Source organism: Flavobacterium bomense, assembly GCF_003970355.1.
The window spans coordinates 120,925-137,923 of sequence record NZ_RYDJ01000007.1 but is presented as its reverse complement, the minus strand read 5'-3'; the positions used below and the strand labels follow the sequence as shown (position 1 = coordinate 137,923).

Here is a 16,999-nt window from a genome sequence, read left to right as displayed (position 1 = left end):
GTTATTTTTTACAAACCAAAACTGATCTTAAAATAGCTGGTTTTCTACTAATTATTAAATGGAGTTCAGCAAACCTCTTTTTTTATAGGATTCTAAAGCCCTACTAATATACTTTAGAGCAATAGCGATATGATTTTCAACCGTTTTAGGAGTGACGTTTTGAATTTCCGCAATTTCTTTGTATTTTAATCCATCGATTCTACTGAGTTCAAATGCCTGACGTGATTTTTTAGGAATAATATCTAATATTTCACGTATCAAATTAGTTTTCATTTCTTTTTGTTCATTTTCAATAATCTCCTGCTCCCTACTGGGCGAAAATATAGAGTTTATAGTTTTTGTTTCTTCGATTTGTTGGTGAAATGGCTCTGATTTTCGTATTTTTTTTAAACTATTTTTCACAATTACATAGATGTAAGATTTAGGGTTTTTAATTGTATCAAGAATATTTCTATTGGTCCACAACTGAATAAAAATATCAGCCACTTTTTCTTCAACAAGGCACGAGTTCGATTCATAACTCATTCCAAAACGACATAAAGGCGTGTAATACCTTTTAAAGAAAAGTTCCATCGCCTCGTATTGACCGTTCTGAATTTGCTTAAATAAATAATCGTCTGAAAAGCAATCACTACTAGCCATTTTTGTTGCATTAATTTTCATGGTACTTGGATATCTCGATGTTGTTTTGAATAGTTTTTGTGATGCTTACCCCTGAAATAAACTCCAGAGACGTTATAAATTCATCAATGGTTAGGTTTTTAAAAGCCCCTTTTATATGCTGATTTGCAATGGCAGCATCAGCATCCTTAATGATAAAGTTTACGCCATAGAATTGATTGATTTTCGGGAGTGCATCTTCGAATTTTTCATCATCCAATATAAGTATATTGTCCTTCCAGGCAGAAACCTTATTCACATCAAAATTTCTTTTGATCACTAACTTGGTTTTAGAATTCCAAACTAATTCTTCATTTGGCAATAGGTTAATTTCATCCTTACTTTCTTTAAGCAATACGTTTACTTTTCCTTTTGCCAAAGAAACAGTTTGATCAATGGCATTGCTACTGACATTAAATTCTGTTCCTAAAACTTTCACATCAAAACCATTTGTATGTACAATAAAAGGAGAATTAGTATTCTTCGTAACTTTAAAGAAAGCTTCCCCTTGCAACCAGATGGCTCTTTGTGTACTGAAATCACTGGAATATTTAACTTCACTGCCTGAATTTAAAATAACGGTGCTGCTATCCGGTAACTTAAAAGTTAGCCGCTGCCCTTTAAGGGCAATTTTATGATTGGTATACCCGGAAGGAGTCATTCCTATAAAATAAAAACCCAGACAAAAAACCATAAGAAAAGCCATAAAATAAACAGCCTTCTTTTTGATAGAAATTTTTCCGGATTTTATCTTTTCTGGTTTATTATATTTAGTGATGATTTCCTCAAAAGAAATAGTTCGTATAGGCACTTCACTATTGGGATAATTCATCCAAATGGTTTGAAAATTTTCAAAAACTGCAAGGAGATCATCATCTAAAGAAAGCTCAATTTCAAACACAGATCGCTCTGCTATAGACATTTCGTTGGTAAGATACCGCACACATTTTTTTTCTTTCTGACTAACATTCAACATAAAAAATTCTCTTTACTAATAGGAGTCAAAATAAGAGAAATACCCCTAGTTTTCAATACCATCAAATCGACACGATATCGTTAATGAATTGTTAATCGTCCGGTTTAAATCAGCTTCGAATAGCTGAGCTTGAGAGAACACGCAAAGTCACAGTACTAAAAGAGATATCAAAAAAAAAGCAATAACCTTCATTTATAAAAAAAGATCCATGATTAATACTTTCAAAAGAAACAACGAAAAGATATTTCCCATTGAAAAAAGCCTATAGTATTGCAACTGGGACAATGAATTTTCACCACTGGAAAAGCCAAGTCTTATTAGCGTGAAAAATAGTAAATAAGGGACTTACGTACTAATTAGATACATTAAAAAATACTTCCATTTCATAAAACGGAACAACATAATAAATAGGGTTTTAACAGCAAGACATTCATTTAACTTCTTTTTTTATCGGACAATAATGGTTACTTTTATAAAAATTATTCAGGCTAGCCTACCACCAAAAAAAATGAAATGAAATTAACCAACCTGTTTTTCACACTGCTGATCGTATTTACTAATACCAGTTTTAAACCGGTACCCGCGCAAACGATTGTACCAACACCTGTTCAAAAACCTAGGGAATTGTATCAACTCAAAACCTATATTTTCAAGACAGAACAACAAGAACAAACAACTGACAAGTACCTAAAAGAAGCTTATTTGCCGGGATTAAAAAAACTAGGAATCAAAAATATTGGGGTGTTCAAGTTAAAACCAAACGCCACAGATACCTTAAAAAAAATTGTGGTACTGATTCCGTTTTCCACTTTGGAACAATTCCTTGCACTTGACGAAAAACTAGCTAAAGACAAAACCTACATAACTGCCGGAGCAGCCTATTTGAATGCGGTTTACAATGAACCTTCATACTTAAGAATAGAATCCGTTTTGTTACAGGCTTTTTCAGACCATCCTTTCCTGACAAAACCCGCTTTGAACAGCACAAGATCCAGTCGTGTATACGAATTGAGAAGCTATGAATCAGCCACAGAAGCGATTTACGCCAACAAAGTAGCCATGTTTAACGGAGGAGGAGAAATAAAACTCTTTGATCGATTGGGATTTAATGCAGTTTTTTATGGCGAAGTGATCTCTGGTCCCAAAATGCCAAACCTTATGTACCTCACTACTTTCGCAGATCAAACAAGCCGAGAAGCACATTGGAAATCTTTTGTAGATTCGCCGGAATGGAAAGCCCTAATTGCCATGGAAAAATATAAAAATAATATTTCCCACATCGACATCACTTTTTTGTATCCAACTGATTATTCTGATTATTAGTTTTGCTTCTAGACATCTTGCAAAACCAACTACAGGTGGTTTTCTTTTAATCCTACATAGAAACCAAAAAAAAATAAAATACCTCTCTTATTTTCTGTTGGAATTTGGTTTAATGTTCAGAGGTCTTTCCTTTATGAAAACGGCTATAAAAACTCAGGTACAAGACCTAAAAACGGTTAATGCGCCTTAAATTTATATCAAAAATTTAATGCAATATTTTTTTGATTTTATACTAACTTTCCTTTTTTAAATTTTGACCTTTGTTTACTTATTCCATTTGTACTTGAAATTGCAATTCTGATTTAAATTGGTTATTTTTATCCACAAAATAAAACCACTTTTGAAAAAATATTTAAAGAAAAGTTTAAAAATTTTCCTTTGGATAATAGGATTCCTACTTCTATTGTTCTTAGTCTTGGTTGTGGCCATCCAAACTCCGTCTGTTCAAAATTATGTCAAAGAAAAAGCAGTAACCTATCTGGAAGGAAAAATCAAAACTAAGGTTACTATTAATCGAATAGAAATTGGACTTCCAAAAAAAATAATGCTGCAAGGTGTTTATTTTGAAGATCAAAAAAAAGACACCCTTTTTGCCGGAGAAAAACTAGCTGTAGATATTAGTCTTTTTCAATTGATGAATAATAAAGTCGAAATTAATTCCGTTCAGCTCGAAGGCATCACCACTAATTTGAGTCGGGATTCAAAAGCAGTTTTTAATTTTGATTATATCCTGAATGCATTTGCCTCGCCAGAGGAACAAAAGAGCGATTCGCCACCCATGCAATTCTCTGTATCCGAAATTAAGCTCGACCGAATCCAGTTAACGTATTCCGATGCGATTACCAAAAATTATCTATCTACCAATCTAAATCACTTTGAAACGAAAATTAAAACTTTCGATTTAGAACAAATGAATTTCGAAATTCCAAAGGCTAAAATCAACGGACTACACTTTAAATTAAAGCAAGGTTTGGTTCAGAAATCCGCTGCTAAAGAAGTTCCCACAGGAAATACACCGGAACCCGTTTTCAAATTAAAACTAGGAGAAATTGATTTTGCAAAAATTGATTTTGATTACCAAAGTGAGGGAACAAAGTTATCTACTGCTTTTTATTTGAAAAAACTAGTAGCTAAAATTGACCGGTTGGATATCAATAACAAATTTGCACTCCTTGAAAGTATTGAATTATCGGGTCTAAAAGGAGCTTTAGCTTTTGGTAAATCAGAACCCGCTAAAACTAAAAAAAATTCTGCTTCGGAAGAAGGCAATAACTGGCAAATCAAAATCAAGACTACGGAAATCAAGCGAGTAGATTTTAGGTATGACAACAACAATGTTGCGGCTGTTGCCAAAGGCATGGATTACAACCATTTGCATCTTACTAACTTAAACCTGCAAATTGATGCAATAAATTACGGCTCAACTAACATATCCGGAGTAGTAAATTCCTTAAGCGTTAAAGATCATAGTGGTTTGAATATCCAATCCTTCAACGCAGAATTTTACTATGGCAAAAAGAATGCGTTTCTCAAAAAACTGTATTTAAAAACACCGCAGACAGAATTGAGAAATGAAATCAGAATTGGATATCCATCTCTTGCCGCTTTGGCTGATACTCCGGGAGAATTGGGTCTGATTGCTTACTTAAAAAAAAGCAAATTGGGTATCAAAGATGTGCTGCTCTTTGTACCAACTTTAGCAAATGCAGACCCATTTAAGAGTAATCCCAATGCCATCTTGCTAATCAACGGTGACATAACCGGAAAATTGAGTGCTATTACATTCCCATCTATGGAGATTAGCGGCATTGGTACTACAAAAGTAGCAGCAAGCGGCAGCATAGTAGGTTTGCCAGATGTAAATAAAGCCTATTTTGACTTGAATATCAAAAACTTACAATCAGGATCCAAAGATTTTATTGGTTTTTTACCCAAAGGAACAATCCCAAATTCGATCCAGTTGCCTCCGCAGTTCAATGCCAAAGGAACGTTTAAAGGAACCATTGCTAATTTCAATACGAACCTGAATCTGTCAAGTAGTTTTGGTACCGCCAAGATTAAAGCGGCGTTGAATCAAAACAGAAAAAATTACGAGAAATATGATGTTCAAACCGAGTTTACAAATTTTGATTTGGGACGCTTTATCAAAAATGATTCTATTGGAAAAATCACTCTGAAAGCAACCCTAAAAGGAACTGGATTTGATCCAAAAACAGCCAATGCCTCTTTGAATGGCAACATTCTAAAAGCAAATTACAACAAATACACCTATCAAAATTTAAGCTTAAAAGGAAACGTTCGCAACGGAAATTTCAATGCTACTGCCTACGCAAAAGATCCTAATTTAACGTTTGATTTAGTGAGTAACGGAAGCTTTAGAGACAAATATCCTACCGGAAAATTAAAACTGAATGTGGATATTGCTGATTTAGAAAAACTAAATCTCCATGCAGGACCACTAAAAATAAGAGGCGTTGTAGATGCTGACATTCAATCCGCAAATTTAGATTATCTCAACGGAAGTGTAAGTGCAAACCGCATAAGCATCACTAATGCAACAGAACAATTTGAGATAGACTCGATCACTCTTGTTGCAATATCTACTGCTCAAAAGAATACATTATTGCTGCGTTCGTCGCTTGCAAATGCAGAAATAAAAGGAAAATACACGCTGTCTAAAGTTGCTACAGCACTAACAAACTCGATTGCTAAATATTATGACAAGAATCCTACTGCTAAAAAAACAGAGGTAGGAAAGCAACAATTTGCTTTTCAAATTGGTATCAAGGACAGTCCTCTTTTAATAAAATTAATTCCTAGCATAAAAAGTCTGGAACCCATTAGCATCAGCGGAAGATACAACTCTCTCAACGACTCAATTGTTCTTAATGGCGCTGTTCCAAAATTAATTTATGGCGAAAACACGATAACCAATGTAATTTTCAAACTAGACACACAAGCAAATGCACTTGTTTACAGCTTAATTATAGACGACATTCAAAACAAACAAATTCAGCTCCCACATACGAGTATTACAGGAAAAGTAGCGCAAAATATCCTGGATTACACCTTACAGCTGAAGGATGCAAAAGACGCAGAACGATATGGCATAAGCGGAACACTAAAAGCGGCAAACGGAAATAACGAAGTTCGTCTTGACCCCGCTAAACTACTGCTGAATTATGAATCTTGGACAATAGCGGATGCTAATTTGATTCGGTTTGGCAAAAAAGGAATTTACGCAGATAATTTCGAATTAAACAAGAACGGCAGCACCATTCGCATTCAATCACATTCTGAAACTCCTAATGCGCCGATCACTATTGATTTCAAAGATTTTGACATTAAAACGATTACGAGTTTTGTGGAGAAAAAGGATTTACAACTGAGTGGTAAGATCAATGGAAACGCAGTGGTGAAAAACACAACTACATCGCCCGTTTTTACTTCGGATTTAAATATTGAAAATTTTACTTTCAAAAAAGATACCATTGGAACTATCAGTATAAAAGTAAATAATGCCATTTTAAACCAATACGATGCTGTTGTTGCTATTACAGGTCAGGGAAACCAAGTCAAATTAGAAGGAAACTATAAAATAAACAACAGTAGTTTTGATATGAGTCTGGATATTGAAAAGCTGAATTTAAAAAGCATTCAAGGTTTTACGTTAAATAATATTACTGAAAGCACCGGTTTTTTGAATGGGAATTTTAAAATCACTGGGAATACCAGCCAGCCCAAAGTAATTGGAGAATTACAATTCAATGAAATTGGTTTCAAAGCCACGCCGCTCAATTCTAAATTTAAGTCGTTAAATGATAAAATTATCTTTACTGAAAACGCTATTGTTTTTGACAATTTCATTATCAATGATGAGAGAGACAATGATTTAGCCATCAACGGAAAAATTGACAGTGCCAATTTTAGTAATTTCGGGTTCGATTTAGCCCTGGATGCGGATAACTTCAAAGCGGTCAATTCTAAAGCGAAAGACAATGATTTGTATTATGGAGAGCTGTACTTAGACAACCATTTAAAAATAACAGGAAATTTAGACAATCCTATTGTCGAAGGAACCATACGTATTAATAAAGAGACTAAATTCACTATTGTTTTGCCCCAATCAGATCCTTCAATAGCTGATAGGGAAGGAATTGTAGAATTTATTGACCAAGACAATCCAAAATTAATGGAGACCATTGTTCTGGAAGAATTCAGCAGTGAATCCACTATAAAAGGGGTTAACGCATCCGTAAACATTGAGGTAAACAAAGAAGCTGAATTATCAATGGTAATTGACAAAGCCAACGGGGATTTCTTGAAATTAAAAGGCGAAGCGCAATTAAACGGAGGAATTGATCCTTCAGGAAAAACAACGCTGACCGGACGCTATGAATTGTCCGAAGGGAGTTATGAAATGAACTTTAACGCCATCAAAAGGAAATTTGACATCAAAAAAGGCAGCTACATTCTATGGACAGGAGAGCCCACAACTGCTGATATTAATATAACTGCAATTTATAAAACAGAAGCGGCTCCAATTGATTTAGTAAATGACCAATTAGGAAGTGTTACCACCGAAGTGAGAAATACCTACAAACAAAAAATCCCTTTTGAAACCGCATTAAAAATGAATGGTGCTTTGCTCAAACCCACTATTTCATTTGATATAGTTTTGCCGGAGGGGAACAATAGTGTTTCAACAGAGATTATAAATACCACTCAGGCTAAACTGACCCAATTGCGTCAGCAACCTGATGAGCTGAACAAACAGGTTTTTGCCTTACTGCTCTTGAATCGTTTTATTGGAGAAAACCCATTTGCAAGTCAATCCGGCGGAGCAACCGTTTCCTCACTGGCCAGAGAAAGTGCCAGTAAAATTTTATCCCAACAACTGAATAACCTCGCCGGTAATTTAATTCAAGGAGTAGAGCTGAATTTTGATCTGAATACGTCCGATGATTATACTACCGGGCAACGCGAGAACAAAACAGATCTTAATGTAGGCATTTCAAAAAAATTGCTGAACGACCGATTGAAAGTTACTGTTGGCAGCAGCTTTGGGATTGAAGGGCCCCAGCAAGCCAATCAAAATACCAATAATATTGCCGGCAATGTTTCCTTAGATTATCAACTCTCAAGAGATGGAAGGTATAAAATGAGAGCCTACCGCATAAACAAATACCAAGTGGCGCTGCAAGGGGAAGTCGTCGAGACTGGAATTGCCTTTATAATCACTTTAGATTATAATAAATTCAAAGAATTATTTACAAAAAGTGAGGCGAAGAAAGCAAAGCAAAAAAAATAAATAAAAGTTTTTTTACCATTAAGAAATTAGACCAATTGATTTTCCTTAATAAAAACCTAATCTCTTAGTGGTTTAATTTTTTTTAATAAATAATAAAATTAATGAACAATAACCATTTAGTATCTTTTCTTTTCTTTGCAATGTTGGCTTCATCGTGCAGCAACACTCGCTTTTTGCCCGAAGGAGAGCTGCTGTATACCGGTGCTATAGTAACCGTAGAAGGAAAAGAAACCTCTAAAAAAGAAAACAAAGCATTAAAAACCGCTCTTGGAGAAGTGGTAAGACCAAAACCCAATTCCTCGATTTTAGGATTGAGGCCTAAGCTATACATTTATAACTTGGCTGGGACGCCAAAGAAAGAAAAAGGATGGCGCTACTGGTTAAAAACTAAAGTAGGCGAAGCCCCTGTTTTATACAGTCAGGTAGACTTAGAATACAACAAAAACGTTTTACAAAATTTCACAGAAAACAATGGCTATTTCAATACAAAAACAGCGGCTGATTCAACACGACACGGAAAAAAAGCAACTGCAGAATATCTTGTAAAACCCGCAAAACAATACAAAATCAGAGCCGTCAAATTCCCTGTAGACTCCGCAGTGATTTCAAGTGCCGTGCGCAATACCAGACGTAGAAGTTTGTTAAAAAAAGAAGAAGGATACAGCCTAAATACCATCAAAGAAGAAAGAATCAGAATCGATTCCAGGCTAAAAGAAAAAGGATTCTTTTATTTTAATCCTGATTATTTAAAAGTACAAGTAGACTCAACGGTTGCAGATCATCAGGTCGATCTTATTGTAAAGATAAAAGAGGAAGCTCCTAAACTAGCTGAAATCCCGTACAAAATTAATAAAATTATTGTATATCCAAACTATTCTATTAGTTCTGACAGTTTAAAAATCAGTATCGATACCATTACAAAATATAATGATTTAACCATTATAGATCCAGAAAATTTATTCAAACCAAGGATTTTTGATCGGGCTTTATATTTTAAAAAAGGGGATCTATACAACCGTACCGACCATAATTTATCATTGAACCGATTGGTAAACCTAGGTACTTTCAAATTTGTGAAAAATCAGTTTAAGGTTTCTGATACACTCGGAAATTATTTAGATGCCTATTATTACCTGACGCCATTGCCTAAAAAATCGCTTCGGATGGAATTATTGGCCAAAACAAATTCTGCTAATTACACCGGAACCGAACTCAATTTAAACTGGAGCAATCGCAATGCGTTCCGGGGTGCTGAATTATTAACAATCTCAGCTTTTGGGGGTGTAGAAGTGCAAGTTTCCGGACAAAATAATGGTTTCAATGTGTATAGAGTTGGTACCGAAGCTAATTTAATTTGGCCCCGATTTGTATCCCCTTTTAAGCTAAACCCGTCAAGTGGTTTTGTTCCAAAGACAAAAGCAACATTGGGATATGAATTTCAAAACAGAACCAATTTATATTCCCTACAAACATTCAAAGGTTCTTTTGGTTATTTATGGAAAGAAAACGAACGAAAAGAACACCTTTTAAATGTTACCGAAATCACATACGCCAGTCCGCAAAACATAACTAATTTGTACCATGAACAAATTGCAAACAACCCTTCTCTGGAGAAAGTGGTTGAGAAGCAATTACTATTTGGACCTTCCTATTCCTATACGTACACTAATACTTTACAAACGAGAAAGAAAAACACTTTTTACTACAAAGCTAGCCTTGATCTGGTGGGAAATATAGCAGGATTAGTTTCAGGAGCAAATATTCGAAAAGGAGATACTATCAAATTATTTGATGTTCCGTTTAGTCAATTTATCAAAATAGAGCAAGATTTCAGACATTATTTGAAATTAGGAAAAGAGTCTCAATTAGCCAGCAGAATCATTGCAGGAGCCGGATTTACGTATGGGAATTCAAATGAAATGCCTTTTATCAAGCAGTTTTTCATTGGTGGGACCAATAGTTTGCGAGCCTTTAGAGCCCGTTCCTTGGGACCTGGAAGTTTTGATGGAGCTGCAGCTAACACCGGCACTTTTTTAGCGGATCAATCCGGTGATTTAAAACTAGAGTTTAATACCGAATACCGAACTAAAATATATGGACTGGTAAAAGGAGCTTTGTTTCTAGATGCCGGAAATATTTGGTTACTGAATGAAAATCCGGATAAACCGGGAGCAAAATTTTCCAAAAAATTCCTGAATGAACTGGCCGTTGGAGTTGGAGCCGGATTACGCTTTGATTTCTCTTTTCTAATTCTGAGAACAGATCTTGCTTTCCCGTTACGCAAACCGTATTTACCAAATGGAGATCGCTGGGTTTTAGATCAAATCAGTCTGGGAAATAGTGCCTGGAGAAAAGAAAATTTAGTTTTCAATCTAGCAATTGGTTATCCTTTTTAGAAAAACAATGAAACATAAAAAGAGCTCGATACCTCGTGCTCTTTTTATGTAACCTATCTTGTACACTCTTTAATTGACTAAGAACAATGCATTGCTGAACAATAGATTTCCATTTTCCCAAAAACCTCTGAATAATGGATTATCTACCATATAAATTACAGATCCATCGCCTTTTTTATCAACTGCAAAGCTCACGGTATTGTTCAGTTTCTTTTTGATTTCATTACCTACAAAACCATAACTCTTATAATCTTTAGGAACATAAGCAACATTTATGGCTTTTTTCAATAGTGAATAATGTCTGTCATCCGTTTTTAGACTGAAATATGTATCGCCTAAACCAAAAGACATGGGATGTGTTTTATTCAATAGGTTTTCAATTATGGCTCCGGGAATCGATTTAGAAATATACCTGCGTTCTGAATCCTGAAAATCTAAGAAGCGTTCTTTTAGTTCCTCTTCTTCAGCGGCTTTCTCAGAGCTTAATTTGTCTTCTTCAGTTGCAAAAGGACTTAACGCATATCCTTCTTTTGCTTCAAAAAGGGTAAGCGCACTATTCATTGCAATCACTTTTCCACCGTTTTTAATCCATTCGCCAATTTTCTTTTGTTGGTCATCTGAAAAATCATAATATCCGTCTGCTAAAATCAGTGTGTTGTAGTTAAAAAGATTAAATCTATTGAAATTATTTACTTCAACCACACTCACCGGATATGCAATAGTTTCTTGCATATAATACCAAGCGGCACCAAACTCTGTAGAGCCCACCCCTTTTCCGGATAATAAAACTACTTTAGGCGCTTTCAATAAATTAAAATTTTCGCCGCCTACATCTTTAGAATTAGACGAAAAACCTGTAAGTATGTAATTATAATCGGTTTTTATTTTTACGAGTTCACTAATCGTTTTTTCAAAATCAACCACTTTGGGATTATCCGCTTTGGTCACTAACAGTCCACCCGGCTCTACAATCACATCTCCAAAAATGGCTTTTTTCATCGCAGACCTCACTTTGATATTATTTTGGTGCAACAAAGACAACACCTGAGCTGAAATTCTGTTATTCCAAGGAATATGAAACGCATAAGCATTTTTAGGAACGATCTTTTCTTTCACTTCAATAGTTGCTTTAGTCTTTATGTCCAGACTATTTTTTAACGCATAGCCTTCAACACCGTACGCCAAGGGCAAAGCCCAAGAGGTAATATCATACGATAAACTGTCATTCAACTTTTGGTCCGGTTCAAAAAGCACTTGTGCTAAAACAGCTTTTTGTTGATCTACTTTTACAATTAAATCATTGGGTTCAATCGTAAAACCTTTATCTGTTTTTGTATTGTAATTGAATCCGGATACTTTTTGACTGGCATCAGCGTAACTGAATTCTACATTATTTTTTTTTAACAAATCCGCCATTTGAACCAACTTCGGATTATTTTTCATCACATACATTTTATAATTTCCCTTCACTGTTTTTCGGGAATTATTCATAAAACCTCTGAAACCTTTCAGTAAAACATCCGCTTGTGCGGCGGCTGATTCTACAACCGTCAGGACTGCCGTAGCGTGATGTGTCAATCGGTCTTGTATCGTCAAGGTGATTCCGTTGCCCATAGTAACGGCTCTCCCCGCACCTATTCCGCCTTGTTCCATCGTCATACCAACCGCGCCATTGTATGTAGGATACGTATCCCCATAACTTGGATAAAACAAATCAAAACGTTCACCGGTGTTATACATCCAGTTTTGAGCATCAAATTTTTTAGAAATATTTTTACCTAAAGTGTAGTGAAAATCTTTCTGGTATTTCTCAATATATTCGTGCAAAGGTTCCGCTGAGGGTGGAAAAAAATACGGAGAATCGTATCCCATTTCATGCACATCTGTATGAACTTGTGGCATCCATTGGTTGTACAACGCAATACGCTGTTGGGTTTCCGGTTGTGTTTGCCACGCCCAGTCTCTGTTTAAATCAAATATATAATGGTTGTATCTACCGCCCGGCCACACTTCCATGTGCTCTCTGTCTGACAATTCCGGATGCGTTTTTTTACCTGAAATTTCTCTTAACCAATTTCCGTATCTGGAATATCCATCGGGATTGATGCATGGATCCAGTATTACAATGGTATTCTCTAACCACTTTTTAGTATCGGCATTCGAAGGATTTACTAATTCGTACGCCACGGTCATAGCACTTTCGGTTCCGGCAAATTCATTTCCGTGCACATTAAAACTCAACCAAACAATTAATTTATCGCCAATCATTTGTAATTTATTTTCGGATAAACCAATGGCTGCCAAATTGTTATTCCTAATTTGTTCCAAATTAGCCAAATTCTCCGGGCTCGATATAAAGTATACATTCAAATCCCTTTGTTCCGGCGTTACACCATATTTCTGGTGTTTGATAAAAGTAGACTTTTCCGTAAGATGCTTAAAATAATTTTCAGTCTGATGGTAATAGGTTATTTGTTTTCCGTAATTGGGTATAAATTCAGAAGGACTTTGCACTTGCGAATGAACACTCAGTACCAAAGTTAGCAGTAGATAAAAAGAAAAAATAATCTTTTTCATATTGTTTTGGGTTAGTTAAGCTTCAAAAATAGCCATTTACAAAGTATTGCACAAGCTAAATTTTGGATTAAAGAAATATTGATTTTAACAAAGTATTAGTTTAGTTAAATCCTTTTTTTTTGAAGAATACTAACAATACAGCAATATTAATTATTAAAAAAACAATATTATTATATTTTCAATTCGTATCCTTGCTACATTCTATTATATTTGCAGGTAACAAAAATTCACACTTAACATGGAAGAATGTATCTCCGTTTTTGATATGCTAAAAATTGGTGTTGGACCTTCGAGTTCACACACACTTGGACCTTGGAGAGCTGCCGAACGCTTTCTTAGTGAATTGCGAAACGAAAATTTACTTCATGCTGTCAGCAGGGTAAAAATAGATCTATACGGTTCCCTTTCCTTAACCGGTAAAGGACACGCCACGGATTTAGCCGTAATGCTGGGTTTGAGCGGACAAGATCCAGAATACATTCCCATAGAAAATATTGATGCAATTATCAAATCCATTGAATCAAAAAACAAAATCAACTTAGGAAACGAAAAGCCAATTGCTTTTTATTTCCTCCAAGACATCGTTTTTAATAAAAACTTCCTTCCCTTTCATGCCAATGGAATGACTTTCACAGCCTATATGACTGATGATCGTCAATACGTTTCTACCTTTTATTCTATTGGTGGCGGATTTGTAGTAAAAGAAGAACGCATCAACGCTAAAAAGAAAATTAAAATAAAATGTGCTTTTCCATATCCAATTGAGAAAGCGGCAGAACTACTGGATTATTGCATAAAAGAAAACAAATCGATATCGGAAATCATTTATGAAAACGAAAAATCAATGCGTTCCGAAGCCGTTATCGATCAGGAACTAATACGCATTTGGCACACGATGCTCGAATGCATGTACATTGGTTGTCATTCCGAAGGGATTCTTCCCGGCGGACTAAACGTGCGTCGCCGTGCTTTTGACATGCACCAAAAACTAATTGGTTTATCCAATTATAATTCCCCTCAAACCTGGCTTGAGGAGATCAGAAAAACAGAAGTGAAATTCCGCCAAATCCTGAAATGGGTTTCCTGTTTTGCCCTTGCGGTAAATGAAGTAAATGCCGCTTTAGGACGCGTGGTCACAGCCCCAACAAATGGAAGCGCAGGCGTAATTCCGGCCGTTTTAATGTATTATTTAGTGATTGAAAACCACAATGCAGGAGAAAAAGAAATCAAACAATTCCTGATGGTTGCCGGTGAAGTAGGCAGTATTTTCAAGAAAGGTTCTACCATTTCTGCGGCAATGGGCGGTTGTCAGGCCGAAATAGGCGTTTCATCTTCCATGGCTGCTGCCGCTTTATGCGAATTGATGGGCGGAACTCCTGCACAGGTTTTAATGGCTGCCGAAATTGCCATGGAACATCACTTGGGGTTGACCTGTGATCCTATTGGCGGTTTGGTTCAGATTCCCTGCATCGAAAGAAATACTATGGGTGCCATAAAAGCCATTAATGCCGCTGAGTTAGCCCTGGAAACCGATCCGAAAAATGCCAAAGTCCCTTTAGACAAAGTCGTGGACACGATGTGGCAAACCGCCAAAGACATGAACAACAAGTACAAAGAAACCTCCGAAGGCGGATTAGCCATCACCGTGAATATGTCAGATTGTTAATTTACGTATTAAACAAAAAAACAATGAAAATCAATTGGGTAATAGTTGGACTTGTACTCTTCTTCGGAATTGCTTTGATAGTATTTCTCATCAGAAAAAATCAAAAAGACAAAAAGAAATACAAACAGTTCTTGAATAAAGATTTCAAAAAAACAACTGAAGAAGATTCTGACTGGAATGATGATACGCATTGATGAATATTTTAATCATTTTAGAAAAATTTAGAAATAAAATCCAATAACGTATTATTAAAAACAAAAACTGCTTGCAAACAGATCCGTAAAACGGTTACAACCAAAGGAAATTTCACTAGTACCATATTTTCTCTTTTAAACTTAAAATAATCCAGAAAAGCACCCTTTAAACACTTGGCAGATGGCGACTCGCTTAAATTATAATCGACTTTAACGAAAATTTACAACTATTAAGCAAGAAAATAGTGTAATTATGCAAAATGATTAAACAAATTCGACATACTCTTTTAACTCGATATTTTTGGGGTTTCATGTCGTTATACCTGCTGAACTGCTTTGTTGATTCCCCGGATGCGCAACCAAATTATTTACCTGAGGATCTGACCCACAATGATCTGGAAAGCATTATTGAAATAGTGGTTGAAAAAATATTAGGATTCAAAAATGCCATACCTGAATACGATGATAATGATACCAATCAAGATTTTGCTGCAAAAAGTGCTTTTTTTATAGATTTTTTTGTAGTACCAAACAGTGCAATTAGTCTTTATAAAAAATATTTATATTTAAAAAAGGGGAAATTAGCTGAACAAAATTCGATTCCTCCGACCCCGTATTTTGAAATACACACGCCTCCCCCTAACATTTAATTTGTTATTTAGATCATTAATCCCTGCCTTATTTTCTCATGAAAACTAGGGTTGCAATTCGTATACTAAAACATAAAACAAATTAAAATGGCTCTTCAATATTTAAAAACAGCGGTATTTACTCTGCTATTAACGGTACTTACGGGTACACATTCTCAAGCACAAACAGAAAAAAACCAACAAAATACGATCAAAGACAGTCTTTACATTCAAGAAGTTGAAGGCAAAAAAAAACGTCCAAAAGTGTTACATGCTGAACCTCTGTACATCGATCTCATTAGAGATTTGGGAGCCCGAAAAGGAGAAAAAGAATGGAATTTAGGTCTCGGTTTGACAGACAATATCACTCATGATGAATATACTGCACTGCTAGAATATGAATGGGCTCCAATTGATCGATTAGGACTTGAAGTAGAATTGCCTTTTTCAATTTATTACCCTACTTCCGGCAACGGAAATTCGCCGGGAAGTAACCTGAATAGTATAAAACTAGCGGCACAATATACCTTTTTTGTTTCAGAAAAAAAGAAAATATCAATGGCTGTTGGCTATATTCACGAATTTCTATTACCCAATTTTAACAACTACAGCAATAGTACTTTGATAACCGGAAATGGATATAATCCGTTCTTGGTGATTGCTAAACGCTGGGGACAAAATTTTCATACCCTTTTATACACCGGGCCACAATTTACGCACCACTTTTCAGATAATACAACACAGACGAACTGGCAGATTAATTCAAATATCCATTACATGATCCCCGGAACGCGAAATTTTATTGGACTGGAGTTTAACAAAGAAATTAATAATGCTGATTTTGATATGACAATCCGACCTCAAATGAGAGTAGAAATTACAGATAATTTACTAATAGGCATAGTAACCGGAATTCCTATAAATAGAGAAAACCAGCGGTTTAGTTCCTTTTTACGACTCATTTATGAACCTTCGTCGCATTAAAAAAACAGTGCTTTTTTGATGCAAGTTAATAGGATCCAATACTAAAACCTTAAAATAAAGCGACCTTTCTTTAATTAATATTACCACTAGACTAGCCGGATTTTTTTAAACACAATCCGGTTAATCAGTGATAATTAGCGGGATAGTGTCAAGAGTCTTTTTTTTTAGCTATTGTAAAACTCTCTCTTAATACAACAACGCACAAAAATGAAATCCTATTTGTTTTCATAGGATTAAATTATATATTTACGTTCGTAAAGAACCTTAAAATTCTTGAAAGCAC

Annotated in this window: 10 protein-coding genes; 7 read left to right on the top strand and 3 right to left on the bottom strand. The window is 35.3% G+C overall.

Translation table 11 applies throughout. The features are described 5' to 3' along the window. Positions 1-54 precede the first annotated feature (54 nt). The gene (locus EKL98_RS08310) at positions 55-642 is read right to left on the bottom strand and encodes a sigma-70 family RNA polymerase sigma factor (RefSeq protein WP_233589397.1); all 588 of its coding nucleotides are present in this window, start codon (positions 640-642) and stop codon (positions 55-57) included. 10 nt (positions 643-652) lie between these two features. Further along, positions 653-1,636: a FecR family protein gene (locus EKL98_RS08305; protein ID WP_233589395.1), complete on the bottom strand. Its 984-nt coding sequence runs from the start codon at positions 1,634-1,636 to the stop codon at positions 653-655. Between the two features lie 513 nt (positions 1,637-2,149). On the opposite strand from EKL98_RS08305, the gene EKL98_RS08300 reads away from it, so the two are divergent. The 3 genes from EKL98_RS08300 to tamL all read left to right on the top strand — a co-directional run bounded on the left by EKL98_RS08300 (position 2,150) and on the right by tamL (position 10,666). Further along, the gene (locus EKL98_RS08300; RefSeq protein ID WP_126562017.1) at positions 2,150-2,959 is read left to right on the top strand and encodes an NIPSNAP family protein; all 810 of its coding nucleotides are present in this window, start codon (positions 2,150-2,152) and stop codon (positions 2,957-2,959) included. A 340-nt stretch (positions 2,960-3,299) separates the two neighbouring features. Next, positions 3,300-8,270, top strand: a complete 4,971-nt coding sequence (locus tag EKL98_RS08295; protein ID WP_126562016.1) for a translocation/assembly module TamB domain-containing protein — start codon at positions 3,300-3,302, stop codon at positions 8,268-8,270. Positions 8,271-8,371: 101 nt separating this feature from the next. Further along, on the top strand, positions 8,372-10,666 hold the full coding sequence (gene tamL / locus EKL98_RS08290) for a translocation and assembly module lipoprotein TamL (RefSeq protein WP_126562015.1): 2,295 nt from the start codon (positions 8,372-8,374) through the stop codon (positions 10,664-10,666). 69 nt (positions 10,667-10,735) lie between these two features. Here tamL and EKL98_RS08285 read toward each other — a convergent pair whose 3' ends face one another. Then, entirely contained in the window at positions 10,736-13,243 is a 2,508-nt protein-coding gene (locus EKL98_RS08285; protein ID WP_126562014.1) for a M14 family zinc carboxypeptidase, read from the bottom strand. Positions 13,244-13,481: 238 nt separating this feature from the next. On the opposite strand from EKL98_RS08285, the gene EKL98_RS08280 reads away from it, so the two are divergent. From EKL98_RS08280 to EKL98_RS08270, 4 genes are all read left to right on the top strand, one after another. Beyond that, a complete protein-coding gene (locus EKL98_RS08280) occupies positions 13,482-14,909 on the top strand; it encodes an L-serine ammonia-lyase (protein WP_126562013.1) in 1,428 nt (475 codons plus the stop codon). Positions 14,910-14,932: 23 nt separating this feature from the next. Continuing rightward, positions 14,933-15,103 carry a hypothetical protein gene (locus EKL98_RS17845; protein ID WP_197037241.1) on the top strand — a complete coding sequence of 57 codons (171 nt, stop codon included), beginning with the start codon at positions 14,933-14,935 and terminating at the stop codon, positions 15,101-15,103. Between the two features lie 260 nt (positions 15,104-15,363). Continuing rightward, positions 15,364-15,753, top strand: coding sequence for a hypothetical protein (locus EKL98_RS08275; RefSeq protein WP_126562012.1), 390 nt, complete (start codon positions 15,364-15,366; stop codon positions 15,751-15,753). A gap of 87 nt (positions 15,754-15,840) precedes the next feature. After that, entirely contained in the window at positions 15,841-16,716 is an 876-nt protein-coding gene (locus EKL98_RS08270; protein ID WP_126516561.1) for an HAEPLYID family protein, read from the top strand. Positions 16,717-16,999: the final 283 nt, after the last annotated feature.